Source organism: Shewanella maritima (assembly GCF_043643735.1).
GTDB classification, from domain to species: Bacteria; Pseudomonadota; Gammaproteobacteria; order Enterobacterales; family Shewanellaceae; genus Shewanella; species Shewanella maritima_A.
The window spans coordinates 13,524-40,184 of the sequence record NZ_JBHZSM010000005.1 but is presented as its reverse complement, the minus strand read 5'-3'; the positions used below and the strand labels follow the sequence as shown (position 1 = coordinate 40,184).

Sequence of the window (26,661 nt, the reverse complement as noted above, 5' to 3'; positions counted from 1 at the left end):
TAACCATTCTCGCATATCAATCATAAATTCTTAAACAACCTTACTGATTGATCGCGGTAAGCTTTGTCGCGTAATACAAGACCTCCTACTCATGAATTTAACTGAATTAAAAGACACGTCAATATCGGATCTAGTTTCACTTGCTGAAAGCATGAAACTTGAAAATATGGGACGTGCTCGCAAGCAAGATATCATCTTCTCAATCCTAAAAGCCCACGCTAAAAGTGGTGAAGATATTTTCGGTGGCGGTGTCCTCGAAATCCTTCAAGACGGCTTTGGTTTCTTGAGAAGCGCAGATGGCTCTTACCTTGCAGGCCCTGATGATATTTATGTATCACCAAGCCAAATCCGCCGCTTTAACATGCGTACCGGTGATACCATTTTTGGTAAAATCCGCCCACCGAAAGACGGCGAGCGCTATTTTGCATTGCTTAAAGTGTCTGAAGTTAACTTCGATAAGCCTGAAAATTCCCGCACAAAAATCCTCTTTGAAAACTTAACCCCACTGCATGCTGAAGAACGTTTACGCATGGAGCGTGGTAACGGTTCAACCGAAGATATCACTTCGCGTATTTTGGATTTATGTTCGCCAATTGGTAAAGGCCAACGTGGTTTGATTGTTGCGCCGCCAAAAGCGGGTAAAACGCTACTGCTACAAAACATGGCGCAAAGCATCACCAACAACAACCCTGATGTGAAACTGATGGTATTGTTGATTGATGAACGCCCAGAGGAAGTGACCGAAATGCAACGGATGGTGAAAGGTGAAGTCATTGCTTCAACCTTTGATGAACCAGCATCTCGTCACGTTCAAGTTGCCGAAATGGTAATTGAAAAAGCAAAACGTCTTGTAGAGCATAAAAAAGACGTAGTGATCTTACTTGACTCAATCACCCGTTTAGCTCGTGCCTATAACACGGTCATCCCATCGTCAGGTAAAGTACTGACAGGTGGTGTTGATGCCAACGCACTGCACCGTCCAAAGCGCTTCTTTGGTGCTGCACGTAACATTGAAAATGGCGGCAGTTTAACCATTATTGCTACTGCACTGGTTGATACTGGCTCTAAAATGGATGAAGTTATCTACGAAGAGTTTAAAGGTACGGGTAACCAAGAGCTTCACTTATCTCGTAAAGCTGCTGAAAAACGTGTCTTCCCTGCGATTGACTTCAACCGTTCAGGTACACGTCGTGAAGAGAAACTCACCACGAATGAAGAACTGCAGAAGATGTGGATTTTACGTAAGATCCTAAATCCAATGGATGAAGTAAGTGCAATGGAATTCCTTATCGATAAATTGGCGATGACCAAAACCAACGATGAATTCTTCACTGCAATGAAACGCGCTAAATCATAATTTGAGTTGTTGAAAATCGCATTAAAAAAGCCGCTAACTTAGCGGCTTTTTTGTGTTTACAAATCATCATTAAAGTTCACTGAAATAGTATATTACTTTTCACTAAATCACTTTCTTATCAGAATGTTATTCGTAAAAGTCTTTGTCATAAAAGTGAAATAAGTGATATATTCATTTCACTTAAAAGGATTTAACTTAATAGACACAATATAGTGTAGTTTTCTATAAAGTTGTCCGCAAACTACTAAAAAGGACTTTTATGAATTTCCAGCCATTATATCTCGCGGCCGCCCTCGTATTACTACCTTTATCATCCACAGCTTCAGGGCTTGACGCTACAACTGCTTCCGTTACTACTCAAGAACAACATCCACAAACATTTTTAAAACGTAAAATTGCAATCTCACGATTTTCAAATGAAACTCAAGCAGCTAACAGCTTTCTTGTAGATGATGCTGGTAACAGAATTGGTAAGCAAGCTGCCGATATACTAAGCGCTAGGCTAGCAGAAACAAACAAGTTCATCATGTTTGAGCGTATTGATCAAAATGAAGTAAATGCAGAAAACATTCTTCAAGGGATAAACGAAGCAGGAGTAGGGGTTGATTACCTGATAGTTGGCTCGGTGAGCGAATTTGGACGTTCAGTAGAAAGCACAACAGGTGTATTTTCCCGTTCTAAACTACAAAAAGCCTATACCAAGGTCAATGTTCGCCTCGTTGATATCAAAACTGGCCGAATTATTAGCTCAGAAGAAGGCGCAGGTGAAGCTACTACTGAAACCAAAAAATCTTTCGGCGCAGGTACATCAGCAGCTTATGACCAAAGTCTTACTGACAAAGCACTTTCTCAGGCAATTTCTCAACTAATAAGTAATTTAGTTGAAAATATGACAGCAGAACCTTGGGAGTCATTTTTCTTATCAAATGAAGATGATAGCTTGATAATTTCTGGTGGCGATGCTCAAGGCCTCACTCCAAACCTAGAACTATTTGTTTATCAAAAAGGGAAACTGGTTAAAAACCCTCAAACTGGTGGAATGCTGACTCTACCAGGGAAAAAAATCGGTAAAGCTAAAGTGATTTCGACTTATGGTACGGATGAGTTCGAACAAATATCATTCGTAGAAATGATTGAGGGTTCATTGTCTCAAGAGCTTTCTAAATACTATTTATCTGATCAATAAGGACTATTTGATGAAATATCTTATCGCTATTGTTACTGCTCTTTTTTTGACTGCGTGTGGATCTAATGTTCAGCATACTCAGTCTGGGCTAGAGCATGAACAAAAAATTGTCCTCATTGCCGATCAACTTGTAGGACTGACTATTTCAGTAGGAAAAGTGGCTAATCATACTATTGTAAAGTCTGATTTAACGCCTTATAAAACGGGAGTAGCGGGTGCAGCAGATGCTGCTGATGAGAATAAGCAAATTTTATCAATCAAAGTTGATAAAGGTAACCATAAATTATCTATTCAAAATGCTCACGGAACGACCATTCTAGCTAAAGAATTATATTTAGCTAGTGGCCAAATAAGAACAATAAGACTTTAAGGAATAAGAATGCGAATATTTGCAAAACTAGGTGTTTTCTCTGCAATACTGCTGATATCAGGATGTGCCACAGTTACTGAAAGTGGTTATTACTGGGGAGGGTATTCAGAAACATATTATGATTATATTAAAACACCTTCAGACAAAACCCTTGATCGACATATAGAAGAACTATATGAAATAGTTGAGTTTTCAAAGAAAAATGGCTTAAAAGTTCCGCCAGGTATTTACGCTGAACTAGGCTACATTCTAGCGAAACAAGGTAAACAGCAAGAAAGTTTTAACTATTATCAACAAGAAACTCAACTTTACCCAGAGTCAAAACCTTTTATTGAAAGATTAATTGCTGATAATAACGAGAAAGGAAACTCATAATGCGCTTTTTATTATCTATATTCGTTTTGCTGTTACTTAGTGGTTGCGCTGCAACAACTACAACCAAAGAATCAGCTTTTCCGTCAATGTATGACGGTTCTGATCGTCAGGCTATGCTAATTGTTCCTGTTATTAATGAAACAACTGCTGCTGATGCTGCTGACTTTCTGAATGCTACTGTCGCCCAACCTCTAGCCAACAAAGGCTACTATGTGATGCCTGTTCCTATTGTCAATCATATCTTCAAACAGGCTGGAGTTATCGATGGCGCACAGTTAAAAGGCATACCAATGGCTAGCTATAAAGAGAAGTTTGGTGCTGATACAGTTCTATTCATTAAGCTAACAGACTGGGAAACAAACTATATGGTCATCGCTGGTAATGTCACTGTTGGTATGGAATACATATTAATGTCTTCAACGACAAACCAAGTGCTATGGTCATATGAGAACACTTTTGTGTTAGATACCTCAAGCTCTTCAGGTAATTTAATCGCTGACCTTATTGTCACAGCAGTTTCTACTGCTGCAACTGATTATGTTCCCGTCGCAAGGCGCGTACACGAAAATGCTGTAACAACGCTTCCCGTTGGCAAATATCATCCAAAGCATATGAAAGATGGTAAAGACAAAAATGTTATCCCTGAATTAGCAGAAGCACCAAAACAAACGTTTTAATAAATATCAAACAGCCGCTAACTTAGCGGCTTTTTTGTTGAAGCATTTTTATTATTGCTGAGTAGTAAATACTGAGGAATTAAAACTAAAATGAAAACTAATATCGAGCTGATATCACTCTGCTCAAATGACAGTAGTTATTAGGTTTATGTTTTGGTGAACTTTTTCAGCGCTGCTTCACTTGTAACCTAGCCATACCAGTTGTTGCATACAAAATAACATTGCAGTTTGGTAACCTATTAAAGCGTTCTTGAACGACCCGTTTACCTCCCCCTTTTCCTTGGGTTTCCGAGGATACAGCAATATCATAGATAGCAGCTTAATATTCCCCATCAGAGATAGCACCAAAACCAACTAGTTTTAAAGCATCATATATGAAGACTTTGGCATCACTGTCTTCAAAAGCTCACTCGTGCTTTTCTGCACCATATGTTGCCATACCTTCTGATGCTAGAAATTCCTCTATTTCATGCCAGTTAATCTGACTACAATCCTCACTAACGAATAAACTCATGAACCGGCCAATACTCGATATGTATATTTCCGCCCATAGCAAATAACACCGTGTAAAACGCTCAATAACGCTTATTTAGGTGATATTTCCACAAAATACGGAAACGCCCAAAGTTATTAGCTTTGGGCGTTTCTTCTAACAAATTGGGTGACGACAACCGAGCTTTACAGTGTCATATGCAGAATTGGAAATGGTTTTCCCATATCATCAAGTGGAGAACGTGAAACAACTTTGAAACCCATATGCTCATAAAAACCTACCGCTTGTGGGTTTTGTTCGTTTACATCTACTTTGGTTGCTTTTAGTTGCTCTACCGCATATTTCAGTAGCACTTTACCAACGCCTTTGCCTCTTGCTTCGTTAAAAATGAATAGCATTTCAATTTTTGAATCGTGGATGCCCACAAAACCTAGTATTGAACCGCTTTCATCTTTTACACATCTCAAAGTGACAGCCGGAAAAGCTTGCTCAATGATGATGGGCTTAAAAAACTCAATATCTTCTTCTGTGATGAAGTCATGAGTTGCTCTGACTGAATTTTCCCAAACATTAAGCATTTCAACGTGATTTTCAGGAAGCACATTTTCTACAATCATCGTATTTTCTCTAAAATTGACTGAAACCTATGTGCAGCCGCGAGCGCGAATTTTATCCTCGAGATACTAAACTGTCCACAAACTACATATCATTTAGATAGTGCGTATTAATCATAAGTACTTTGCAAAACGTGCACAGTGACTATCAATTTCTCATTAAGCAACCAGAGGTTGAGTCAATAAATCACCTGATAATTTGAACAACATTTTCAATTTGGCGTATTCAAATTTTATCAATACCAAAAAACGTCGTGGCAATTTGTCGTGGACAATGAATACTGGCCACTACATTAGATTCTATATAACGCATTTCTGGACAGAAATTAGCTACAGTTAATAATTAAACAAACTCCAGCCCACATTACGACAAGTAAGGCTAAGCTGTCTATTCCGCTACATCATTAATTTAACTCTTATTCGGAAGGGATATCTCAGTAAAATTTTCAATCCTAAAGCAGAAAGTGTTGATACAGATCAGTAACAAACTACCTACAAATGGTTATCTTTGGGTGCTATTTGTTTAACACTGGTCCTGCTATGAATACTAATATAGTGCTGTTATTGTTATCCTCTTTGCTACTCGTAAGTGCCTGTGGAAGTGACGGATCTAATCCTGAAAAAGAAACGGTGTCGCCAATGGGTAAGTTATCACTTGGTGTTTCTGACTCCCCTATGTCAGATATTTCTCATTTGGCCTTAGTATTAGACGAGCTCATCATGACAGATGCTGCGGGCGTTATGCATAGATATGATTTGCAAGATATGTCTTTTAATTTGCTCAATTACCAGGGTATGGACAGTTATATGGTGATTTCAGGTATTGATCTGCCTCAAGGTCGATATCACGATGTTTATATCACCGTTCATCAAGGTGACGGCGGTCAAGGTTGTTACTTAGAGAATGGTCAGGGACGCCATGGGCTCCATGTGACAGATGGACAACTACCTATCCATGATTTCGAACTGACTGCAGGGCAGCACCTTTCGCTAACGGTGGAGATTGATCTATATCGAGGGCTTTCATATCATCAAGGCCAATATAAATTAAACCATGATGGGATGTGGAGTGTAGACAACCGTTATATGGGCCACTTACTAGGAGAAGTCGACCCTCAATGGATAGCCGACTGTGAGTCGACTTACTCAAACTTAGCACCTATCGGCGGACAGTTTTCCCATTTAGCCTATCTTTATCCTAAAACCATCAACAACATAAGTCAGATGGCTGATATGGGAGTTACGCCTCCAAGTGGACGTACTGCGCCTTCGGCGGTCAGTCCGATGATGCAAGATATTAACGGTAACTGGTATTTCACAATGGGATACCTGCCTGCGGGTGAGTACAGAGTGGGCTACAGCTGCTTAGGGCATCTGGATGACCCAATAGCTGACGATATCAGTGGTGGCCCGTATGTGATGTTTAAAGATTCTGGCAAGATCATCATCGAGACTGGATCTCAGGGGGGACAGCAAACCATTCATGAATGCGGTAACGGTAATGGTGGGCATCATGGGGGTGGGCACCACGGCGGTTAGATAGACGTGGAATAGGGCTTCTCACTATGCAGAAGCCCAATATTGCACTATTTCAATCTGAAGTGAAAAAATTCATTCTTCGACTCACCAGTTCGGAGTATATCCGATTTAGAAAACGTCCATTCGTAACACTCATCCGCAATACAAGTTTTTAGAGTTTTTGCGGCTCGTCAACAACCCCAGCTCTAACTTTATGATAGACGCCCTTAGTTACCGAAATTACGAGCCAACTCATTTGGGGGCAGAAATGAGTTAGGACGCCAAACAAAATCAGCAGTTGTAGAAATCATCATCGAAAATTATGCTTCTTCTGCATTTTTCTTATGGAGCGCTGGCTGATTCCAAAGCGAAACGACTAGGTTGTTTGTATAAAACCCACCAACAAAAAAGCCGCTTATCTTTGCAGATATGCGGCTTTAGTTTATCAATTAGTTGATTTAACAACTCACAATCGTAGTTGCCATTTTACGACGTAAATAAGCGATTTGTGTCATATGTGGCAGATCTTTCGGGCAGGTATCCTGACAACCCAATAAGGTCATACAACCAAATACACCATCTTGATTACCAATCACATGGTAGAAATCTTCATTGGTGCGACTGTCACGACTATCTAGCTCGAAACGGGCTATTTTCATCATGCCCACTGCGCCAACAAAGGTATCTCGCATTTGCTTAGTGGCACAAGCAGAGACACACACACCACACTCAACGCAGCGTTCTAGCTCATAAAGCTTGGCAGCTTCTTCAGGGTCCATTGGCTTCTCAATGCGGTGAATATCGCTATCGGCATCATTTGGTTTTAACCACAGCTGTAGACGCTCAGCCAACTCACGCATGAATTTACCCGTGTTAACCGACAAATCGCCGATTAATTCAAAACCTGGTAGCGGCATCAACTTAATCACACCATCTGGGTAATTAGCCGTTAGGGTACGACACGCTAAGGTAGGTATACCATTAATGACCATGGCGCAGCTGCCACAAATACCTGCACGGCAAACAAAATCGAACTGCAGTGATGGGTCTTGTTTTTCACGCAACATATTAAGCGCAATAAATACTGTCATGCCTGGCGCTTCTGCTAATTCGTATGTCTCTATCCTTGGCTTATCACCAGTTAACTGTGGGTCATAGCGAAAAATTTCAAACGTTAAGGTTCTCGCTGTACTCATTCGCTTGCTCCTCCTGAAACGGTTGATTTATCCGTTTTTTCACTGGTTTGGCTAAGGCTATCTTCAAGCCTTTCATTATGTGGTCTCAAGCTTTCTGGTAACTCGAAAGGCATAATGGCCGCCTGTTGCTGATGACGATCAGCGTCATCGCCTAATTCAGACAAAATTTGACTAATTTGGGCTTCACGCTTCTCTGTATCAGGGTGAGCAATTGCATTGTCATTGCCGTAACCTCGGTATCCAGGTGGCAACTCCATTTTCATCACATCAAGTTGTTCATAACTAAGCATAGGTTCTAATGCATTGGCATTGGGCCATGAGCTTAAGGTACGGTTCAACCATTCTCTGTCGTTTCGTTGTGGGTAATCTTCACGAGAATGCGCCCCTCGACTTTCTGTACGCGCATTTGCACCACAAGCGACGGTCAGCGCCACCTTCAACATACGTCTTACCCGTAATGCTTCTACTAACTCTGGGTTAGCGTGACGTTTTTTGCATTTTAAGCCGATATTTTTGGCGCGTTGTAATAGTGATTTAAGTACATCAACAGCTTTAGTGAGTTCTTCACCGTTACGGAAAATCCCCACATAATCCATCATCACTTGTTGCATTTGTTGTTTGATTTCAAATGGGTTTTCTGTACCGTCACCATCAACTAGCTGATCAATCTCACCAGCGAGCTCTTCACCAAACTGCTCAATCAGCTGAGTGTCTATTTCGAGTGTCGCTGTTTCACAATAATCAGCCACATATTTGCCAATGATCATGCCGCCAACAACCGTTTCAGCTAACGAGTTCCCCCCGAGTCGGTTAAAACCGTGCATATCCCAACATGCCGCTTCACCGACACTGAATAAGCCTGACAGTTGTGGGCTTTCACCGGTTGCTGTCGTGCGGATCCCGCCCATTGAGTAATGCTGTGTTGGGCGCACTGGAATCCAATCTTTCGCAGGATCTATCCCTAGGAAGTTTTCACAAATCTCTTTCACTTCACGAAGATTGGTTTCCACATGTTTGCGACCAAGTAAGGTAATATCTAACCAAAGGTGTGGACCATAGATGCTTTCCACGCCTTTTCCTTTTCGCATATGCTCAGTCATACGGCGTGAAACCACATCTCGTGATGCGAGTTCTTTCTTTTCAGGCTCATATTCTGGCATGAAACGGTGACCGTCTTTATCACGCAAGATACCACCATCACCACGACAACCTTCGGTGGTGAGAATACCAACAGGTACAATGGCTGTTGGGTGGAATTGCACCGCTTCCATATTACCCAGTGTTGCCACGCCGGTTTCAAGTACAATACCCTGCCCGACACCTTCACAGATAATGGCGTTGGTAGACACTTCATAGATACGACCGTAGCCACCCGTGGCCATGGTTGTTGATTTGGCAATATAAGCACGCAGCTCACCCGTGATCAGGCACCGAGCAATGACACCATGACAACGCTTACCATCATGGATAATTTTCAATGCTTCCATGCGCTCGTGCACAGGAATATCCATTGAAATCGCTTTATTATCCACGGCATATAACAGTGAATGGCCGGTACCATCTGCGGTGTAACAGGTACGCCACTTTTTAGTCCCACCAAAGTCACGCGCATTAATTAGGCCATGTGCTTGTTCAGCTTCGGTAATCGTGACCTTTTCAGCATTCACAATCACTTGGCGATCGCCCTTAGTCACACGTGTCCAAGGCACGCCCCAATTGGCAAGTTCTCGCACGGCTTTAGGTGCACAATGGGCAAACATTCGGGCGACATCTTGGTCACAGCCCCAGTCGGAGCCTTTTACAGTATCTTGAAAATGCACATCCTCATTATCTCCCATCCCTTTTACGGTATTTCCTAGGGATGCTTGCATGCCACCTTGGGCTGCGGATGAATGAGAACGCTTAGCGGGAATAAGCGATAACACGACAGTATCAAGGCCACGTTCTTTGGCAGCAATCGCTACCCTCAATCCTGCTAACCCGGCACCTACGACAAGTGAATCGGTATATATAATTTTCACAGGTTTACCTCGACAACTGTTTAATATTTAAAACTCAAATCTTGCGAACTAATACATCTTGGCTAACGGCATTGAGCGGTTAGCCAAGACATCATTAATTTGGCACGTATGGCACGACTGGTAATTCAAGCGCTCGGCCAAGAATGATATATGTCACTAAACTAGCGATACCTAATACCATCAGATACACAATCAAGATTTTGGCAAACTTAAGTAAGGCAAAGCGATTGCTCACCAGTCCCCACTTAACCGCTACGCGATACAGGCCGACAATGGCGTGAAATACAACCGCAGGCAGTAGCAGCACATACAGCATCCAAGCATTATCATGGTAAACCCGCTCAGCAGAGAGGTTAGGCCCAATATCAGGTGTGGCAATCATGGTGTATAAATGCACCGGCACGAGGAAAAACAGCACAAAGCCAGTTACCATTTGCCAAAACCATAGCTTGGTATCTTGATGGCTTACCACCTGCATTTGACTGCGTAACTGTCGCCATTGATTGATTTGAGTTGGAAATCGACGTAATGCAAAGGCTGCATGGATCATTACCACCACCAGCAAAAACACCGAAAAGATTTGGGTTAAAATGGGAAAGCCATGACCCGATTCGCTAAAAATACCACCTTCTAGAAATTGCACCACATGGTAAAACGCGTCTTTACCCAACATGATGCTAGACTCGAAATGAAGATGGGCCACAATAAATAGCCCAAGCAACACACCAGTAGCACTTTGTAATCGATCGGCTCTTGCCGCCCATACAGGATGTGAAAACCCCTTGTTCGCACACAGGTCAGCACTTGGCTGCTGCGATTCATTCACACTCATGATGACTACTCTTATGTTGTTCCCTCGAGAGCAACGAGCATATCAAGACTATCTGTAAATAAAGGGAGCAGTAAAAAAAACCGTGACACTGGTCACTGGTCACACCAAAGTTGTTAGACACAGATCACAAACAACATATATTACTAATTTGTATTACAAGAATTCAACTTGATGAAAATCAATAACATATATTGTTCTGTAATTAAAACGCTATTCTGGTAAATAGGACGATACTTGCCGTAACAGTCGTTTACACTGCTGTCTGAGCATTTCTCTGAGCATAATTATCACTGGCGTGACTTGTTCTCGGCTCGGGCACACCAAATACAGGCTAATTTGTTCACCCAGATAATTGGGCATTACTGGCTGCAGGCGGCCGTTAATAATATCATCGGCTAAATCCAATGTGGACTTAAATACCAAGCCTTGATCAGCAACCGCCCACTTGCGAGCAATTTCCGCATCATTAGTACTGCGGGTTCCTGTAACTCTCACTTTGAATTGTTGCTGTTCACGACTAAATTGCCATTGATCGTGAGTCCGTTCATCCAGTTTATAGATTAAACATTGATGCTGACGTAATTCATCAGGCGTACTCGGCGCGCCCTTTTGGGCGATATAATTAGCAGAGCCACACAATAATCGTCTGACTTTGCAGATTTCAAAGGCAACCTGAGTCGAATCTTCAGGTTTACCGTAACGTAGCCCAACATCAATTTTGTCACGATAAAAGTCTGATAACTGATCGCCCATATGCAATCTCACCGACAACTTAGGGTGTTGCTGTAAAATGGGTTCAAGCCAAGGTAAGAACAGGTTTCGGCCAAAATCTGATGACACAGAAATACTGATAGCACCAGCAAAGTCATCTTGCTCAGTCATAATTGCTTGCTGACCTAGGGTTAAGTCATCTAGCGCACGGCGACAATGAATAAGGTAACGCTCTCCCTGCTCAGTTAAGCGTAAATTACGCGTGGTACGAATAAATAAATTTGCACCTAACTCCTTTTCTAAACGCTTAACCGCCGCACTAGCTGATGCAGCCGACATGTCTAATTCTATTGCTGCTGCTGAAATACTGCCGCAATCTGCTATACGTATAAATAATGCCAAATCTTGTACATGCATGATTATCAAAAACCTTTTGAAAAACAAACAAACTTTACCCTATTTATCTTAACAGTATCGTTAGACAAAATAGCCATTTTATTTAGCGATGTTCACCTAGGAGTTAACATGAAAGCCATTGGTTATTACCACACTGGTGCAATAAAAGCCGATAACGCACTTGAAGATATTCAATTACCTATGCCACAAGCCACTGGGCATGATCTGTTAATTGAAGTCAACGCCATAGCTGTTAACCCTGTTGATACTAAGATACGTCAACGTAAGCAGCCAGCCGCTGGTGAAGCACAAATACTGGGGTGGGATGCTGTCGGTGTGGTTAAGGCCGTCGGCGATAAAACCAGTCTATTTAATGTAGGTGATGAAGTTTGGTATGCAGGCGATTTAACTCGATCTGGTACTTATGCTGAGTATCAGTTAGTTGATGAGCGCATTGTAGGCCGTAAACCAACGTCATTATCAATGGCGGAAGCTGCCGCGTTACCATTAACAACCATTACCGCCTGGGAAATGCTATTTGATCGTTTAGGCTTACCTCAAGATGGCAGTGCAAAAGATGCTCGTGTACTCGTGATTGGGGCAGCAGGCGGTGTTGGCTCAATTTTAACTCAGCTTGCAGCTAAGTTAACCGGTGCAACGGTTATTGGCACAGCTTCACGTCCTAAAAGCCAACAATGGGTAAAAAGCCTAGGTGCCGATGTAGTGATTGATCACAGCAAACCGATTAGTGAAGAGTTAGCAAAAGTGGGCCTAAATGACGTGACCCATGTATGTAGCTTAACTCACACAGAACAGCACTTTGACGAGTGCATTAAAGCATTAAAACCACAAGGCAAACTCGCACTAATTGACGACCCAGCAAAGCCCTTAGATATCATGTCAATGAAGCAAAAAAGTTTATCATTGCACTGGGAGTTTATGTACACCCGCAGCATGTTTTCAACCGATGATATGATAGCGCAGCACCATTTGTTAACCCGTGTAGCAGAACTCATTGATCAAGGAAAACTACAAGGCACTATGGGCGAACACTTTGGTGAAATCAATGCCACTAATTTGATTAAAGCCCACCAGCAAATCGAATCAAACTCCAGTGTTGGCAAAATCGTCCTTGAAGGGTTTGGTCATTAAGGTTTTAGCAATACGCCACTACCATACACTACGATAAGCAGCACCCAATTGGGTGCTGTTTCCTTTTGGGTCATCCTAGGATGATGGTTTTTCCCATCACTGACTCAATCAGGTTATAATGCCGCTCAATTGCATTTCTTCTGATTTTTAGGACACACCATGGCTTGGATCCAACTTCGCATTCACACTCACAGCGACCATGCAGATATGCTTGGCGATTTACTCATGGACCAAGGTGCGGTCTCAATCACTTATGAAGATGGCCAAGATGAACCCATTTTTGAACCTAAGCTAGGCGAAACGCCATTGTGGCAAGACACTGTAGTTATCTCACTATTTGATGCCGGCACAGATTTGACCCCAACCATTGAGTTCTTACAATCAATGCCATTTTTAGGCCAAGGCTTTAAGCATAAGATTGAACAAGTGGAAGACAAAGACTGGGTACGTGAATGGATGGACAGCTTCCACCCTATTCAGTTTGGTGAGCGTTTATGGATTTGCCCAAGTTGGCGTGACATCCCTCAGCCTGATGCTGTTAATGTCATATTGGATCCCGGCTTAGCATTTGGTACAGGTACTCACCCAACAACGGCGCTGTGCCTTGAATGGTTAGATGGTCTGGATTTGTCAGATAAAGAAGTCATCGATTTTGGTTGTGGTTCAGGCATTCTTGCCATTGCCGCCATTAAGCTAGGAGCCAAGAAAGTCACCGGTGTCGATATCGACTATCAAGCGATTGATGCCTCTAAAGCCAATGCTGAGCGTAACGATGTAGCTGATAAACTGGCATTATACTTACCCGAAGATCAACCCACAGGCTTACAAGCTGATGTACTGGTAGCCAATATCCTTGCAGGCCCGCTAAAAGAGTTAGCACCACTTATTGCAGAAAAAGTGAAACCTGGCGGTTTATTAGCCTTATCAGGCCTGCTACAAGAGCAAGCTCAAGATGTGGCAGACTTTTACAGTCAGTGGTTTGATATGGAACCTGTGACTCACAAGGAAGATTGGAGCCGACTTAACGGTATTCGAAAGTAGTCAGCCATATTATTGCTGAGGGGCATTTGACGCCCCTCACAATTTGAATAAAAAACAGCCAAATTAGATTTAGCCATTTCCCCCGCTTTTCATGCGAAACAGTAACATTTTCAACAAAATTTTTACCCTGTAACTCGCGCCAGCACTCAAAAACATGCTCAGTTCACAAAAAAGTTAGCGCTTTTAGCTCCAATGCCAAAAGTCAAGAAAAAAAGTTTCGTTTAGGTCATTTATTGACCTTTTCAAGCTGGTAAAAAACGGATAATATAGCGCCCCTTTGACGAGCAAGGTGAAATTCGCAATGCAAATTGGCCCCTATCAACTGAGTAATCAGCTGATCGTGGCACCAATGGCAGGTGTCACCGATCAAGCTTTTAGAAACCTCTGCTTACGCTATGGCGCAGCCTTAGCCGTATCAGAAATGCTTTCATCCAATCCTGAAGTTTGGGATACAGATAAAAGCCGCCAGCGCATGATGCATTCTGGCGAAGAAGGTATTCGCTCGGTTCAAATTGCAGGTGCTGACCCACAATTAATGGCAAACGCTGCCCAACTCAATGTTGAGCAAGGTGCGCAAATCATTGATATCAATATGGGTTGCCCAGCAAAGAAAGTGAATAAGAAACTTGCAGGCTCTGCCCTGATGCAAAAACCTGAGCTAGTAAGAGATATTTTACAAGCCGTGGTCGCAGCAGTAGATGTACCAGTGACCTTAAAGATTCGCACGGGTTGGGACCCAGAAAACCGAAATGGTCTTCAAATTGCCCAGATAGCCGAAGATTGTGGTATCCAATCACTTGCCGTTCACGGTCGAACGCGCCAGTGCATGTACAAAGGCTTTGCTGAGTACGACACAATCAAAGCCATTAAACAGAATATCTCGATTCCAGTTGTCGCCAATGGAGACATCGACAGTCCAGAGAAAGCCAAGTTTGTCTTGGACTACACTGGCGCCGATGCAGTGATGGTTGGAAGAGGTGCACAAGGAAGGCCCTGGATTTTTAAAGAAATTCAGCACTACTTGGAAACAGGTGAAAAGTTATCGCCAATCAAGATGGAAGAGCAACGCACAGTGATGCTTGAACATCTTGAAAAACTTTACGGCTTATATGGCGAATTTAAGGGAGTCCGCTTTGCTAGAAAGCATATCGGATGGTACCTAAATACAGAGGAGCAGCGCTCTATTCGCGCCGAGTTTAATCGGTTAGAAAGCGCCGCCCAACAGCGTTCTATTATAGAACGCTATTTTGATGAATTAGTTTAGAATTAATTAAAGAGCAGAATACGAATGTTTGATCAGACTACTACTAACACAGAACCTCATCAGCTTACTGTTGGCAAAATTGAAACTGCTAACGGTACTATCAAGCCACAATTACTACGTGACGCAGTTAAGCGCGCTGTGACTAACTTTTTCGCCCAAATGGACGGCCAAGAAGCTGAAGAAGTATATGAAATGGTACTATGTGAAGTTGAAGCGCCTCTGCTAGACATCATCATGCAGCACACTCGTGGCAACCAGACTCGTGCTGCCAACATGCTAGGTATCAACCGTGGTACTTTACGCAAGAAATTAAAAAAATACGGCATGAACTAAGAAGCAATTCTTAACATGATGTATTGAAAAGGGTTATCCGTAATTGGCTAACCCTTTTTTATTGACCGTTACACACATGATTACACGCTAAAGGCGTTAAAGCATTTGTGCTCAATTGAAAGTAACAAAGGGCTTAAGCCATTTTAATTAGTGACCTCTGCGATGGGTTAAGCAAGACCACATTACCTCTAGGGTTCATGTGTTGCTCCAGCCATTCACACCACATGTCGAGTGCAGCGTGTTTTTCTGGCAAGTAATTGCTGCGATTGTAGATAGCCATTACACCGCCTAACGAATGCCCTAGTAGCTGTTCGACAACATATGGCGCAATGCCTAAATCATTTAATTTGGTTGCAAATATTCTTCGCAAATCATGCAGTGACCATGATTCTTTATGTTTCAAACGTTTGTGAATCAAGCAGCCACTTCTAATCCCCCTCCAATCTAGGTCACCTTTTCGGGGCCTAGATTTCTGCTGTATAGGCAATCACATTAACCATAGCCGCAGTGTTTTACTGTTGCCCACCTAGTAAGACTTCCTCACCTGAATCAATCCATAACGGATGTTTGGCCATCACTTTACTGAACATTTTGCTCTGTAAATACCTATCCAGCCATTGCCTCAGCTTGGGATACGGCGCAGTTAAATACCATTGGCGCTCTACCCGAGCAAACTGGCGGATAAAAGGTAAAATGGCGATATCCGCGAGGCTTTCTCTGTCGGCGATAAAAAACGAATGCATCGATAAACGCTTTTCTAACTCAGCAATATGCACTTCACAGGCCTGTCGGCACTGCTCAATATTATCTTCGCTGTAGCGTTTGGCGCATTTGTAGTTTTCTAGGCAAGGTTTGAATTGGCTGTCAAAGCGGTAAATGAGTTCAAGCATGGCGGTAAACTTTGACTCATCATCGCTAAACAATAAGTTATCAGGGTCGTTTTGCCCTAATGCCCATAGCATCAGCTCATAGCTTTCTTCTATTACTTGCCCTTGAGGAGTCACCAGCACAGGGACTGTGCCTTTAGGCGAAACACTGATCATGTCGGCGGGTTTATTGCTTAATACAATATCGCGCAGCCGTACTGCCTGTTGCGACTTATAAATGGCTATTCTGGCACGCATTGCAAAGGGGCAATTGCGTAACGAATAGATAATAGGTAACTGGCTGATTTTATTCATGCTAGAGCACATTCCTTGAAGCCTACATGCAAAACTGCTAATTAATTATCCCCTTTAAACGTGGGCTTTCGCAACAGATAAGCGTAAGATCCCCTGCATTAACATGTATAGAGCTAGTGAGTTATGAAACCCCAAATAGAATTATTAGCACCCGGTGGTGATGCAGAAGCAATTAAAGCCGCCATTATTGCCGGTGCAGACGCGGTTTACTGTGGTCTAGATACGTTCAACGCCCGTAATCGCGCGGCTAATATTTCTTTCGAGCAATTGGTTTGCCTCACTCGCCTTGCCCATCAATATGATTGCAAAATATTCTTAACCCTGAATATTGTGATTCTAGAGCGTGAATTTAGAACCTTAATCAACTTACTCAATAAACTAGTCAACACCACCCTAGATGGGGTGATTGTTCAGGATTTAGGTTTGCTTTATGTCTTGCGAAAACACTTTCCGACACTGGATATTCATGCCTCAACCCAGTTAACGACCCATAATGCTGGGCAAATTCCTTTCTTAAAACAGCTAGGGGCCACGCGGGTTAACTTGTCTAGGGAGCTTAACTTACGTGAAATCGCCTCACTGGCAACGGTGAGTAAACAACATGACATGCTACTTGAGGTGTTTGTGCATGGCTCGCTATGTGTTGCGTTCTCAGGCTTGTGCTACTCCACCTCTGCAACCGCAGGCAATTCAGGCAATCGTGGCCGTTGCAGCCAAGCTTGTCGTGATGAGTACGAAACCACTGAATCAGGTAATAATTTTCCGCTCAATATAAAAGATAATTCAGCATTTTTTGACCTACCCGCTTTAATTGAAGCGGGCGTATACTCCTTTAAAGTGGAAGGACGCATTAAAGGCGCCAGTTATGTGCATACCGTAATTGATAGCTTTCGTAAGCAAATTGACGGCTATATTGAAACAGGCGAGCTAACCCAAACAGGTGAGCGTTTATATAAAGTATTTAATCGCGACTTTACCAATGCGTTTTTGCGAGGCGATTTAAACCAATCGATGTTTATTGATAATCCGCGTGATCATTCAAAAAATCACATGGTTGATCAATTAAAAGCCGATAAAGGCGAGTCAATTTCTGTGGTGCAAATTCACGATGCCAAGCAGCAATTGCAACAAGACAAACAACAAATCAATGCCTCGGTCGACGATAAAATTGCCCAATTACGCCTTGATAAAATTAACTTATCGCTGATTTTTGCCAGCGAACAAGGGCAACCGTTAAGCCTAACGATTATCACCGAGCATATGGCAACGCAGCTGGCTGAAGCAAAAACGGATACGCAGGTACTGTATTCAACAAGTCAGATGTTACCCAGTGAAAAACTCAGTGTGGATAAAGCAGAACTCGAAAAACGCTTTAAGAATATTCACAACGCCAATTATGACCTCGTCACACTCGATTGCAGTGGCCTACCTGACGGATTAAGCATTCCGTATCGCGAGATCACTCAGCTTAAAAACGCCATGTTAGCCTATTTAAATGAAGGCCAAGCCGTGGTGGCTCCAGTTGAGCTGCCTAAACTTAACCGCCAAGCACGCGCTGAGGGCGAGCATACTGCGGCGTTATCAATCCTCATTTGTGATAAAGCCGACGCCAGCCTTGCAGACCATACAGACGCCGATATTTACTTTAAGTTACCCGATGCTTACAAGCGTGGTTGCACTCAGTATGTGGACTTGTTCAAGCAGCATCCAAAGTTAATCCCGTGGTTTCCGCCAGTATTAATTGGCAAAGATTTTGATGTGGCATTAAACATATTACAGCAAGTAAAACCTGCGCTAATTGTCACCAACAATACCGGCATTGCCTACCACGCCAAGCAACTTGGCATTAACTGGATTGCAGGGCCACTGTTAAACACCACCAACTCTTATGCCTTAATGGCACTAAAAGAAGGGTTTGATTGCAGTGGCGCGTTTATATCCAATGAAATTAACCGCCAGCAAATCAAACAAATTGTGCGTCCACAAAACATGAAGCTATTCTACAGCATTTATCATCCCATTTTATTAATGGCCAGCAGACAGTGCTTTTTCCAACAAAGTGTCGGCTGTGACAAACCGCGTATTGATAATGGCTGCATGTTGTCTTGTGATAAATCCACCAGCATTAAAAACCTGAAAGGTGAATCATTTGCTATTGATAAACAAAAAGCCGGTTACCCGAGCATTTATCATCAAGAGCAATTTATGAATACCGACATCATTGCCGATTTAGGTGACTTATTTGATGGCTTTATGATTGATTTAACCAATATTGGTGCTGGCGATAGAGTCTCGCCTGACAAAACCGCGTTAATTCGCCAATTTGAGCAATTATTGCAAGGTGATAACAGCGTTAAAACAGACTTAGCCAACATGGTGCCAGAGTCGACCGACAGCCAGTATATTAACGGTTTATAAACGCCAAGCAGCAATTTGCCTTTAGCGTGAGGAAGAGTTATCTGCTCAAGGGTAAAGGCACTAATTTATTGCGCATGTGTTTGATAGTTTATCTGAGGTTAAAGGCCATTTTTAATCAAAGAGTTTGATCATTTTTAAACTAACTTTTGCAGAAAGTAAGCTAGCATAAAGAGTGGAGAGCAGAGTTCGCCTTTAACTCTTGTATATTCATAAAATTGTTTAGGAATACACCATGCAAAAAACTATTTTACTGACCGGTGCAACTGACGGTATTGGCTTTGAAACGGCAAAACAACTGGTTGAATTAGGTCATCATGTGATTGTGCATGGCCGTAATCCTGTGAAGGTGGACAAGGTAGTTAATCAGCTAGCGCCAATAAACAAACAAGCTAAGCTAACTCCTTTAGTGGCCGATTTGTCTTTATTTGGTTCGGTTGAAACCATGATTGCTGAAGTGAAGCAAGGTTTTGCGCACCTAGATGTGCTCATCAATAACGCTGGGGTATTTAATGTCGCCCAAGCTAACACTGAAGATGGTTTTGACGTGCGCTTTGTGGTCAATACCTTTGCGCCATACCGATTAACGACTGAACTACTCCCATTAATGAGTAAAAACAGTCGAGTGGTGAACCTATCATCCGCCGCACAAGCTACGGTTGATTATAATGCCCTACTTGGCAAACGTACGTTAACTGATAACCCTGCTTACGCTCAAAGTAAACTGGCATTGACGATGTGGTCTGCATATCTAGGTGAGCAGCATAAATCCACTGGACCTATGATTGTGTCGGTTAATCCTAAATCGCTATTGGGCAGTAAAATGGTACAAGATGCTTATGGTATTAAAGGCAGTGATTTAAGTGTTGGGGCTGATATTTTGGTAAGTGCGGCACTCGCTGATGAGTTCGCTGATGCACATAGCAAATACTATGACAATGATATTGCCGCATTTGCTAACCCTCACCCTGATGCAATGGACACGAAAAACAACCAACACATGGTAGAAACGCTAAATCAGCTTTGGCAATAATTGACATACTCACGACTGCGTTACCGACATTCATGTTTCCATGTTTTGAATATGGTTTAACTGAAGCGGTAACGCTTTTTGGCTAGACTTTCTACCACCCAATATACCCCTGACAAAGACAGCAATAACGCCATTAAACCAAACACCCAACTGAATGGATTGTTGAAGCTACCTTGGTGCAAGTAATCCATAAAGTGCAATTTAAACATCAAGTCAGCCACATCCGTTTGATCATTTTTATGGCCAACCAACTGACCATTTACGGCATTAATATAAATACGCGTATTTAACTCATCTTGCACAGTAATTTGCCATAAGCCATTACACTGCTTAGGCCAGGCGTCAATCGGTGGATGCAACTGCTGCGTAGAAATTACCTTCGCGTCGCTGGTATAAGTTTGCACAGCTAACTGAGTTGCCATTTGAGCATCAATGCTCACTGGTTTGCCTGAATACGCATTAACTAAGGTTTGTTGCTGGCAATCGTGAGGGTATCGTGTCACCTGCGTATCTAGCAGGTAGATTGGCTGTCCCAGCATTGCAGTCATACTGACTTTTTCAACTGAATCAAACTGCTGCAAAATTTCTGTAAGAGGTAATAAACGATTCGGGTTAAATTGTTCTGTAATACTAGTTGGCAAGGCTTGTTGTTGATTTAAGCCCTTTAGTTGCTCATAAGGAGTAAGGTTAAAATATAACCCTGTGCCTAACCAAATAAGTAATTGTAAGCCCACAATAACGCCTAACCAGTAATGAATGATTCGAACCGTGCGAGTCAATTTTTGCATGCGCATCAGCAGTACCTTTTGCGGCGTTGCCAGATAAGCAAGCCTCCAGATACTGTGGCAACTAAAGCCAATAAGGTGGTCAATAACAGCAGCTTATTATCCACATCAGCGCCGTCATCATAATCCATGATGTGCCATTTCCAGAATAAATCAAACCAACGCCAATACTCATGACGTCGAGTAACCACCTCGCCTGAACCACTGGAAATATACAAAGTGGTGCGCGCTGTATCATCAAACATCACCTGCCAAACAGGTAAGTGCCTTGATGATAATTCGGTTGGCATATTGTCACTGGTTTTATCTGTGATCAACTGCGTAATTTGAATACTCGCTGAGGATGGGATTGACTGTTGATGCTGGTGAGCCGTGGCGACTAATTCAGCCTGTTGCTGTGTGAGAGGAGGTAATTGTTTACCTGTTTGCGCATCGATTCTGAGCTTTTCATCTGTCAACATGACTTGGTAAACCCATTGCCCTGCAACATGAATTAAATGTATTTGCTGTGCTTTAGGGTAACGCTGATAAACCTGAGCAATGGGGTACTTTTCTGTTGCTCCTGTGACTGTTATTCCTTTAGAGACAGAAAAACTCGCGACTGGCAGCGTCTTTTGTGTCGCAGGAGTAATATGATCGCTACGAATAAAACCGATATCAAATAACACAAAGTAGCTACCCGTCACCGTCCAAATCAGAATAGGCACTGCCAACAGCAACATCAGCCAGCGATGCAAAGTGTGAGCAGTAAGACGTTTGGTGCGGATGTTAATAGTTAAGGTTTCCTGTTTACTCAATGCAAATTCATCAACTCAGGCGTTTAAATTACCTTAAACGCCGAATAATGCAACTGGCTTACATCGCCATTTTTACCCCAATGTAAAAACGGCGTCCCATGAGATCATAAGTCATGGTGTTGGTATTAGCATCGGTATAACTTTGATGGTAAGGCGCTTGTTGATTGAAGATATTATCAATACCGCCATTCACACTTAGTTGTTGATTGAAGCGATACTGCATTTGTACATTGTGATAAGTGACCGCATCGACCGAGTCGCCTATGTCTCCTGCAGTCGCATATTGATCATCTGCAGCGCCAATATATTGGATGTTATAACTCACTTGCCAATCATCTTTAGCGACATCAAAGTACGCATTGGCACGCCATTTAGTATAGCTGCCGTCATAGCCTATTGTGCCTGCGCGCTCTTCTACTGGACCATCTTCATAGGTCTGAATGCTGTACTCATCCAAATAGCCAACTTCTAACGTGGTGCTTGTCGAATACTCACCAAAATCTCGCTGATAAAATAACGCAAAATCGACACCCGATACAGTTTCATTTGCAGCATTACCTAATTGAGTCTGTAGATAGGTTATTTCCCCTGTATTAGGGTCACGTATAAAGTGTTCATCGCTACAAAATGGATGACTCATGCCCGCACTATCATAGCAAGCAGCTAATTTGCTTGAGCCATTGACTGTGTTTACGGCATTGTCGACATCAATGCGATAGTAATCTAGCGTCATGCTCAGGCCTTTAATGGCCTCAACATTCCATACAACTCCAGCAGTGAAGGTTTCTGCTTCCTCGGGTTTTAAGTCTGGATTACCACCACGATCCGTAAGAATGGTACCTTCTTGGATGTAACCACCGGGCACACCAGCTGCCTGACAGTTTTGGTAGCGGTTTGAGTTCGGGTCAAGTGATGTCCAATTGCTACACGGATCAGTCGTATTCATATAACCTTGGCTGACACCACCAAATAGCTCAGGAATATTGGGCACACGAAACGCAGTTGATTGCGTCGCTCTCACTCTAAATTGGTCATTCAACGCCCATTGCAAACCTAACTTATAATTTGTATCACTACCGAAGGTGTCAAAGTGCGAATAACGCAGTGCTGCCGTGAGTTCTACCTGCTTTGCCATAGGTGTATCGCTTAAAAGTGGCACCATGGTTTCAATAAACACTTCATTAGCCACATAGCTACCACTAATAGGATCCTGTTGCGGTGCTTCGGCCTCGCCAGACATTTTCAACGGATCTGGGTCACTCCAACCTTTTTCTTTGCGGTATTCGTAACCACTTGCAAAGCTCATTGTTCCAGCCGGAAGTTGCCACAATTCGCCCGTGACTTGAGCATTAATGTTCATTTGCTCATTGCCACCACTATCTTTCATGTCGAAAAGAAAGTAATCCATCGCTTCTTGCGATAATGAACCTTCACCCCAAAAATCTGGACAAGGAATAGCAGGGTCGCTGCTGCAATTGGCATAATCTGTTGCTTCTGCTAAGCGGGAATTATTGATGACATTACTGGTTTCATCAGTACCACGATTACTGCCATAGTTAATGGAGGTATCCCAAAGCCAGCCATTGTCAAACTCACCTTTTAAGCCAGTCACTAAACGCCATGTATTACTTTTAATATGGAATTCTCTTGGCGCTTCAGCAAGGCGCCGACCGTAAATCATCACCTCATGGCCGGTATCGTTTGATTCATGTTCACTTGATACCACAATACCATTCACTGTTTGCGGGGTTGCGGGTAAATGAGTGTTGCGATGGGTAAACATTGCTTCGGAGTAAAACTGCACTTTATCGTTGATATCGTATTCACCATAGGCGAACACATTAAAGCGTTCGTTTGGCTGCACGGCATTAAAGTACTTGTAGTAATTATCGCGCTCGCTTGGGTCATATTCACTGCTGCCATCTGGCGTTAGCTTAATTTTCTCACCCGTTGGCTGACCATTTTCATCTAATATTTCACCCCAACCACCAGAGAGGTTTGAACTGCCTGTACACACTAACTCTCCGTTCACTTCCGTTAGTGGACATGCTGCGCGACTGGTCATATCCACGGCTTGGGTTTTGTCATAACTCATGGCCATATATAGGCTGCCGCGATCTGTGGTTTTCCCCATGGCTAAATCATAATTATATTGCTCACCATCACCTTCAGCGGTTATTCCGGTACGCGCCTGAAACTCTACTCCATCAATATGCTGCTTGGTAATAATGTTAACAACACCGGCCACGGCGTCCGCACCATAAATGGCAGATGCACCATCTTTAAGTACTTCGATACGCTCAATAACACTGACAGGAATCGTATTTAAATCAACAGAAGCATTAGCCCCTGTGCCGCTATTGGTCATTCTGCGGCCATTAAGTAGCACTAGTGTGCGATTAACCCCAATGCCGCGAAGGTTCACTTGAGTAGAACCATATCCGCCATCAGTCCAATAAGCGTTAGTTTGATTACCGGCAAAACCTGCTGAAGCAGACATTCGCTGTAACACGGCATCGACACTGGTCGCCCCTGTTTTAGCGATATCATCGGCGGTGAACACCGTCATTGGCGCAGTTGATGTCATCTCTTCACGTTGAATCCGACTGCCGGTAATGCTCATTCGCTCAACAGTAAGAGGTGAAATTTCAGCGGCTAAGTTTTCCTCTGCAGCATTTAAAGAAGTCGTACTCAGCGATATTGTTAGGGCAATGCCGGCATATAATCCGCAACGATGAATTCGCATAATAAAGTGGTGATATACAAATGAATTTGAGTGTCAATCTTGCCGCGGAAATACGTGTAAGACCATGATGTATAGAGTAAATAATCTAGCTGGTCACAATCCTTTTCAGAATTTGAACAAAGTCATTACCATTTTAGATTTTTTGATATGTAAAACAGCCATTTTAATCTAAATGACTGATTAATCATCTTGGTAAGCGGCGAATAAACGTTCAACACCAAACATAAAATTACGCTACGCTATGGGTAAAATTAATAATGGATTATCTCATGAACAATTGGACAGTATTTTCTGTACTTGCCAGCACAGTAATTTTGGGCAGCCATGCTCAAGCTGCTTACCCTTCTTTACCAGAACCTGTATCCAATAATGCAGTCGCGAAAGTATCTACTGCACAAGGAAGTTATCTGCTGTCATTTATGGGTCTGAACAATGCCAAAGATTACACTGGCGTGCATAACAAAGTTTGGTCATTAAAACTCAATGATGAACAAGCAACATGGCAAAGTGCTAAGTCAGTACCTTATGTTGCACCTCTGGCTGGTAGGCTTGCAGCCGTCGCAGTGGGCGTTGCGGATATGGCCTATGTATTTGGCGGATTCACAGTCGCGAAAAATCATCAAGAAATTAGCACAGTCGATAACTATCGATTTGACGTACTGAGCAACACTTACCAGCGCATCGCAGACATGCCTGTCGCTGTAGATGACACTGCAATTAGCGTATATCAAAACCGTTATTTGTATTTATTTGGTGGTTGGCACAACGATGGCAATGTTAATTTAGTGCAAGTCTATGACACACAAACTAACACCTGGCAACAAGCGAGCCCGATGCCAGCGCCTGCAGTATTTGGCCAAGCAGTGGCAATGGTTGATAACCAGCTGGTGTTTTGTGATGGCGTAAAAGTGAAAGCCAACTTGCATAAACGCAGAAGTTATCAAGCATCACCCGTTTGCTTATATGGCAAAATTAACCCGAACAACCATCTGCGTATTAGCTGGCAGGCCATTGAACATTTCAGCGAAACAAATCAAAAGTCAGTAACCGCTCTGTACCGAATGGCAGCGACCGGTGTGGCAAATACTAAGCAAGGTCAAGCCACCTTTGTGGGCGGCAGCGATAATCCCTATAACTATGAAGGCATTGGCTACAATGGCCAGCCAAGTGAACCTAGCCAGTGGCAATACAGTTTTGATTTTGCCAGTCAATCTTGGTTGCCAGCAGTAAAGCTAGAAACACCAAGCATGGATCACCGAGGACTAATATGCCATGACAATACGCTGTTAAGGGTCGGCGGTATGTTAGCCTCTCAACAAGTAAGTGATGCCGTGTTAAGTCAGTCATTAGCGGCAGATGAAATGTGTACTCCCTAAGGGATATTTTGCCTATTACAATGTGATCAACTTAGCAGAATGACTCGGTTTAGATTGTGCCGACCAAAACAGGTAAATAATATGCGTGTTACTTTAGTGCGACACAATTGTTACTTTGAGGTTGGCCATGTCATTAGATACTAGCAACTTGAGTTTGACTCAGTTAATCGATCATATTGAAGCAACACATCATCAGTATGTTCGCAAAACGGCCCCCATGTTACTGGAATACATTAGCACCCTAGTTGAAGTGCACAGTGACGAACACCCAGAGCTTACCAACCTGTCAATGTGGGTGAATGCATTAGTTGAAGATTTAATGCCTCACCTAATGAAGGAAGAACAAATATTGTTTCCGGCTATTAAAGCCATGGAAACAGGTAATCAAGTCAATAGCTGCTTTGGCCATATAGGTAATCCAATCACCGCAATGGAGCATGAACATCATCATGCAACCGATATTTTGAATAAATTGCGCGAGTTAACCGATAACTACCAAGCTCCTGAATCAGCATGTAAAACATGGAAACTTTGTTACCAAACACTCGCAGAATTTGAGGCCGACTTGTTAGCGCATATCGACATTGAAAATAACCAACTATTCACTCGTACTTTGGCGCAAGCCTAGGGGAGTTAACTGAACCATTTTTGTTTTATCTCTGCTTACTGAGCCCATGCGTGCAACTTTTTCTGCACCCACTTATCTTTGATAAGTGGTCAACATGGGCCATTTTTTTGCCCTCTTCACCGATAAGTTTTATTCACGTCCTTTAACTGCAACGCATTCAAATT

24 protein-coding genes are annotated in these 26,661 nt (G+C 42.8%); 14 read left to right on the top strand and 10 right to left on the bottom strand.

Going from position 1 to position 26,661, the window contains the following annotated elements; translation table 11 throughout:
* The first annotated feature begins 91 nt into the window (after positions 1-91).
* The 5 genes from rho (at position 92) to ACHUGF_RS07490 (ending at position 3,965) form a co-directional block, all read left to right on the top strand.
* Positions 92-1,357 carry a transcription termination factor Rho gene (rho, locus tag ACHUGF_RS07510; protein ID WP_394130176.1) on the top strand — a complete coding sequence of 422 codons (1,266 nt, stop codon included), beginning with the start codon at positions 92-94 and terminating at the stop codon, positions 1,355-1,357.
* 259 nt (positions 1,358-1,616) lie between these two features.
* Complete coding sequence (locus tag ACHUGF_RS07505) at positions 1,617-2,543, top strand: CsgG/HfaB family protein (protein WP_394130175.1); 927 nt, start codon at positions 1,617-1,619, stop codon at positions 2,541-2,543.
* 10 nt (positions 2,544-2,553) lie between these two features.
* Positions 2,554-2,913 carry a hypothetical protein gene (locus ACHUGF_RS07500; protein ID WP_394130174.1) on the top strand — a complete coding sequence of 120 codons (360 nt, stop codon included), beginning with the start codon at positions 2,554-2,556 and terminating at the stop codon, positions 2,911-2,913.
* 9 nt (positions 2,914-2,922) lie between these two features.
* Positions 2,923-3,288: a DUF4810 domain-containing protein gene (locus tag ACHUGF_RS07495; RefSeq protein WP_394130173.1), complete on the top strand. Its 366-nt coding sequence runs from the start codon at positions 2,923-2,925 to the stop codon at positions 3,286-3,288.
* Positions 3,288-3,965 carry a GNA1162 family protein gene (locus tag ACHUGF_RS07490; RefSeq protein WP_394130172.1) on the top strand — a complete coding sequence of 226 codons (678 nt, stop codon included), beginning with the start codon at positions 3,288-3,290 and terminating at the stop codon, positions 3,963-3,965. Before ACHUGF_RS07495 ends, ACHUGF_RS07490 begins: the two co-directional genes overlap by 1 nt.
* Before the next feature lie 678 nt (positions 3,966-4,643).
* Here ACHUGF_RS07490 and ACHUGF_RS07485 read toward each other — a convergent pair.
* Positions 4,644-5,075 carry a GNAT family N-acetyltransferase gene (locus ACHUGF_RS07485; protein ID WP_394130171.1) on the bottom strand — a complete coding sequence of 144 codons (432 nt, stop codon included), beginning with the start codon at positions 5,073-5,075 and terminating at the stop codon, positions 4,644-4,646.
* Between the two features lie 537 nt (positions 5,076-5,612).
* Between ACHUGF_RS07485 and ACHUGF_RS07480 the strand changes: the two genes are divergently transcribed.
* Positions 5,613-6,611: a DUF4382 domain-containing protein gene (locus ACHUGF_RS07480; protein WP_394130170.1), complete on the top strand. Its 999-nt coding sequence runs from the start codon at positions 5,613-5,615 to the stop codon at positions 6,609-6,611.
* A gap of 437 nt (positions 6,612-7,048) precedes the next feature.
* On the opposite strand, the gene ACHUGF_RS07475 is transcribed toward ACHUGF_RS07480, so the two are convergent.
* From ACHUGF_RS07475 to ACHUGF_RS07460, 4 genes are all read right to left on the bottom strand, one after another.
* The gene (locus ACHUGF_RS07475) at positions 7,049-7,786 is read right to left on the bottom strand and encodes a fumarate reductase iron-sulfur subunit (protein ID WP_394130169.1); all 738 of its coding nucleotides are present in this window, start codon (positions 7,784-7,786) and stop codon (positions 7,049-7,051) included.
* Complete coding sequence (locus ACHUGF_RS07470) at positions 7,783-9,807, bottom strand: fumarate reductase flavoprotein subunit (protein ID WP_394130168.1); 2,025 nt, start codon at positions 9,805-9,807, stop codon at positions 7,783-7,785. The genes ACHUGF_RS07475 and ACHUGF_RS07470 overlap by 4 nt, the downstream gene beginning before the upstream one ends.
* Positions 9,808-9,901: 94 nt before the next feature.
* Positions 9,902-10,639 (bottom strand): fumarate reductase cytochrome b subunit, encoded by a 738-nt coding sequence (locus tag ACHUGF_RS07465; RefSeq protein WP_394130167.1) that lies wholly within the window; start codon positions 10,637-10,639, stop codon positions 9,902-9,904.
* A gap of 210 nt (positions 10,640-10,849) precedes the next feature.
* Positions 10,850-11,767, bottom strand: coding sequence for a LysR family transcriptional regulator (locus ACHUGF_RS07460; RefSeq protein WP_394130166.1), 918 nt, complete (start codon positions 11,765-11,767; stop codon positions 10,850-10,852).
* Positions 11,768-11,875: 108 nt separating this feature from the next.
* Between ACHUGF_RS07460 and ACHUGF_RS07455 the strand changes: the two genes are divergently transcribed.
* The 4 genes from ACHUGF_RS07455 to fis all read left to right on the top strand — a co-directional run bounded on the left by ACHUGF_RS07455 (position 11,876) and on the right by fis (position 15,536).
* Positions 11,876-12,898 carry a zinc-binding alcohol dehydrogenase family protein gene (locus ACHUGF_RS07455; RefSeq protein ID WP_394130165.1) on the top strand — a complete coding sequence of 341 codons (1,023 nt, stop codon included), beginning with the start codon at positions 11,876-11,878 and terminating at the stop codon, positions 12,896-12,898.
* Positions 12,899-13,057: 159 nt separating this feature from the next.
* Positions 13,058-13,939 (top strand): 50S ribosomal protein L11 methyltransferase, encoded by an 882-nt coding sequence (gene prmA / locus ACHUGF_RS07450; protein WP_394130164.1) that lies wholly within the window; start codon positions 13,058-13,060, stop codon positions 13,937-13,939.
* Positions 13,940-14,240: 301 nt separating this feature from the next.
* Entirely contained in the window at positions 14,241-15,203 is a 963-nt protein-coding gene (gene dusB / locus ACHUGF_RS07445) for a tRNA dihydrouridine synthase DusB (protein WP_394130163.1), read from the top strand.
* A gap of 24 nt (positions 15,204-15,227) precedes the next feature.
* Positions 15,228-15,536, top strand: a complete 309-nt coding sequence (gene fis / locus ACHUGF_RS07440; protein ID WP_394130162.1) for a DNA-binding transcriptional regulator Fis — start codon at positions 15,228-15,230, stop codon at positions 15,534-15,536.
* A 133-nt stretch (positions 15,537-15,669) separates the two neighbouring features.
* On the opposite strand, the gene ACHUGF_RS07435 is transcribed toward fis, so the two are convergent.
* Positions 15,670-15,954: a tyrosine-type recombinase/integrase gene (locus ACHUGF_RS07435; RefSeq protein WP_394130161.1), complete on the bottom strand. Its 285-nt coding sequence runs from the start codon at positions 15,952-15,954 to the stop codon at positions 15,670-15,672.
* A 94-nt stretch (positions 15,955-16,048) separates the two neighbouring features.
* Positions 16,049-16,717, bottom strand: coding sequence for a glutathione S-transferase (locus tag ACHUGF_RS07430; RefSeq protein ID WP_394130160.1), 669 nt, complete (start codon positions 16,715-16,717; stop codon positions 16,049-16,051).
* A 123-nt stretch (positions 16,718-16,840) separates the two neighbouring features.
* On the opposite strand from ACHUGF_RS07430, the gene ACHUGF_RS07425 reads away from it, so the two are divergent.
* Both ACHUGF_RS07425 and ACHUGF_RS07420 read left to right on the top strand, forming a co-directional pair.
* The gene (locus tag ACHUGF_RS07425; protein ID WP_394130159.1) at positions 16,841-19,135 is read left to right on the top strand and encodes a peptidase U32 family protein; all 2,295 of its coding nucleotides are present in this window, start codon (positions 16,841-16,843) and stop codon (positions 19,133-19,135) included.
* A gap of 232 nt (positions 19,136-19,367) precedes the next feature.
* Complete coding sequence (locus ACHUGF_RS07420) at positions 19,368-20,165, top strand: SDR family NAD(P)-dependent oxidoreductase (protein ID WP_394130158.1); 798 nt, start codon at positions 19,368-19,370, stop codon at positions 20,163-20,165.
* 56 nt (positions 20,166-20,221) lie between these two features.
* On the opposite strand, the gene ACHUGF_RS07415 is transcribed toward ACHUGF_RS07420, so the two are convergent.
* From ACHUGF_RS07415 to ACHUGF_RS07405, 3 genes are read right to left on the bottom strand one after another with little or no spacing between them, the layout of a single operon-like run.
* Positions 20,222-20,959, bottom strand: coding sequence for a PepSY domain-containing protein (locus ACHUGF_RS07415; protein ID WP_394130157.1), 738 nt, complete (start codon positions 20,957-20,959; stop codon positions 20,222-20,224).
* On the bottom strand, positions 20,959-21,747 hold the full coding sequence (locus tag ACHUGF_RS07410; RefSeq protein WP_394130156.1) for a peptidase: 789 nt from the start codon (positions 21,745-21,747) through the stop codon (positions 20,959-20,961). The genes ACHUGF_RS07415 and ACHUGF_RS07410 overlap by 1 nt, the downstream gene beginning before the upstream one ends.
* Positions 21,748-21,805: 58 nt before the next feature.
* Positions 21,806-24,493 carry a TonB-dependent receptor plug domain-containing protein gene (locus tag ACHUGF_RS07405; protein ID WP_394130155.1) on the bottom strand — a complete coding sequence of 896 codons (2,688 nt, stop codon included), beginning with the start codon at positions 24,491-24,493 and terminating at the stop codon, positions 21,806-21,808.
* Between the two features lie 269 nt (positions 24,494-24,762).
* Here ACHUGF_RS07405 and ACHUGF_RS07400 point away from each other — a divergent pair, with 269 nt between their 5' ends.
* The gene (locus ACHUGF_RS07400) at positions 24,763-25,869 is read left to right on the top strand and encodes a Kelch repeat-containing protein (RefSeq protein ID WP_394130154.1); all 1,107 of its coding nucleotides are present in this window, start codon (positions 24,763-24,765) and stop codon (positions 25,867-25,869) included.
* Between the two features lie 127 nt (positions 25,870-25,996).
* On the top strand, positions 25,997-26,497 hold the full coding sequence (locus ACHUGF_RS07395; RefSeq protein ID WP_394130153.1) for a hemerythrin domain-containing protein: 501 nt from the start codon (positions 25,997-25,999) through the stop codon (positions 26,495-26,497).
* Positions 26,498-26,661 lie beyond the last annotated feature (164 nt).

Excerpts from the sequence above, each read along its gene's own strand:
- fis (WP_394130162.1), top strand. The coding sequence starts at position 15,228 with ATGTTTGATCAGACTACTACTAACACAGAACCTCATCAGCTTACTGTT.
- ACHUGF_RS07430 (WP_394130160.1), bottom strand. The coding sequence starts at position 16,717 with ATGAATAAAATCAGCCAGTTACCTATTATCTATTCGTTACGCAATTGC.
- ACHUGF_RS07490 (WP_394130172.1), top strand. The coding sequence starts at position 3,288 with ATGCGCTTTTTATTATCTATATTCGTTTTGCTGTTACTTAGTGGTTGC.
- ACHUGF_RS07495 (WP_394130173.1), top strand. The coding sequence starts at position 2,923 with ATGCGAATATTTGCAAAACTAGGTGTTTTCTCTGCAATACTGCTGATA.
- ACHUGF_RS07400 (WP_394130154.1), top strand. The coding sequence starts at position 24,763 with ATGAACAATTGGACAGTATTTTCTGTACTTGCCAGCACAGTAATTTTG.
- ACHUGF_RS07420 (WP_394130158.1), top strand. The coding sequence starts at position 19,368 with ATGCAAAAAACTATTTTACTGACCGGTGCAACTGACGGTATTGGCTTT.
- ACHUGF_RS07405 (WP_394130155.1), bottom strand. The coding sequence starts at position 24,493 with ATGCGAATTCATCGTTGCGGATTATATGCCGGCATTGCCCTAACAATA.
- ACHUGF_RS07460 (WP_394130166.1), bottom strand. The coding sequence starts at position 11,767 with ATGCATGTACAAGATTTGGCATTATTTATACGTATAGCAGATTGCGGC.
- rho (WP_394130176.1), top strand. The coding sequence starts at position 92 with ATGAATTTAACTGAATTAAAAGACACGTCAATATCGGATCTAGTTTCA.
- ACHUGF_RS07395 (WP_394130153.1), top strand. The coding sequence starts at position 25,997 with ATGTCATTAGATACTAGCAACTTGAGTTTGACTCAGTTAATCGATCAT.
- prmA (WP_394130164.1), top strand. The coding sequence starts at position 13,058 with ATGGCTTGGATCCAACTTCGCATTCACACTCACAGCGACCATGCAGAT.
- ACHUGF_RS07485 (WP_394130171.1), bottom strand. The coding sequence starts at position 5,075 with ATGATTGTAGAAAATGTGCTTCCTGAAAATCACGTTGAAATGCTTAAT.
- ACHUGF_RS07465 (WP_394130167.1), bottom strand. The coding sequence starts at position 10,639 with ATGAGTGTGAATGAATCGCAGCAGCCAAGTGCTGACCTGTGTGCGAAC.
- ACHUGF_RS07425 (WP_394130159.1), top strand. The coding sequence starts at position 16,841 with ATGAAACCCCAAATAGAATTATTAGCACCCGGTGGTGATGCAGAAGCA.
- ACHUGF_RS07505 (WP_394130175.1), top strand. The coding sequence starts at position 1,617 with ATGAATTTCCAGCCATTATATCTCGCGGCCGCCCTCGTATTACTACCT.
- ACHUGF_RS07500 (WP_394130174.1), top strand. The coding sequence starts at position 2,554 with ATGAAATATCTTATCGCTATTGTTACTGCTCTTTTTTTGACTGCGTGT.
- ACHUGF_RS07475 (WP_394130169.1), bottom strand. The coding sequence starts at position 7,786 with ATGAGTACAGCGAGAACCTTAACGTTTGAAATTTTTCGCTATGACCCA.
- ACHUGF_RS07480 (WP_394130170.1), top strand. The coding sequence starts at position 5,613 with ATGAATACTAATATAGTGCTGTTATTGTTATCCTCTTTGCTACTCGTA.
- ACHUGF_RS07455 (WP_394130165.1), top strand. The coding sequence starts at position 11,876 with ATGAAAGCCATTGGTTATTACCACACTGGTGCAATAAAAGCCGATAAC.
- ACHUGF_RS07415 (WP_394130157.1), bottom strand. The coding sequence starts at position 20,959 with ATGCGCATGCAAAAATTGACTCGCACGGTTCGAATCATTCATTACTGG.
- dusB (WP_394130163.1), top strand. The coding sequence starts at position 14,241 with ATGCAAATTGGCCCCTATCAACTGAGTAATCAGCTGATCGTGGCACCA.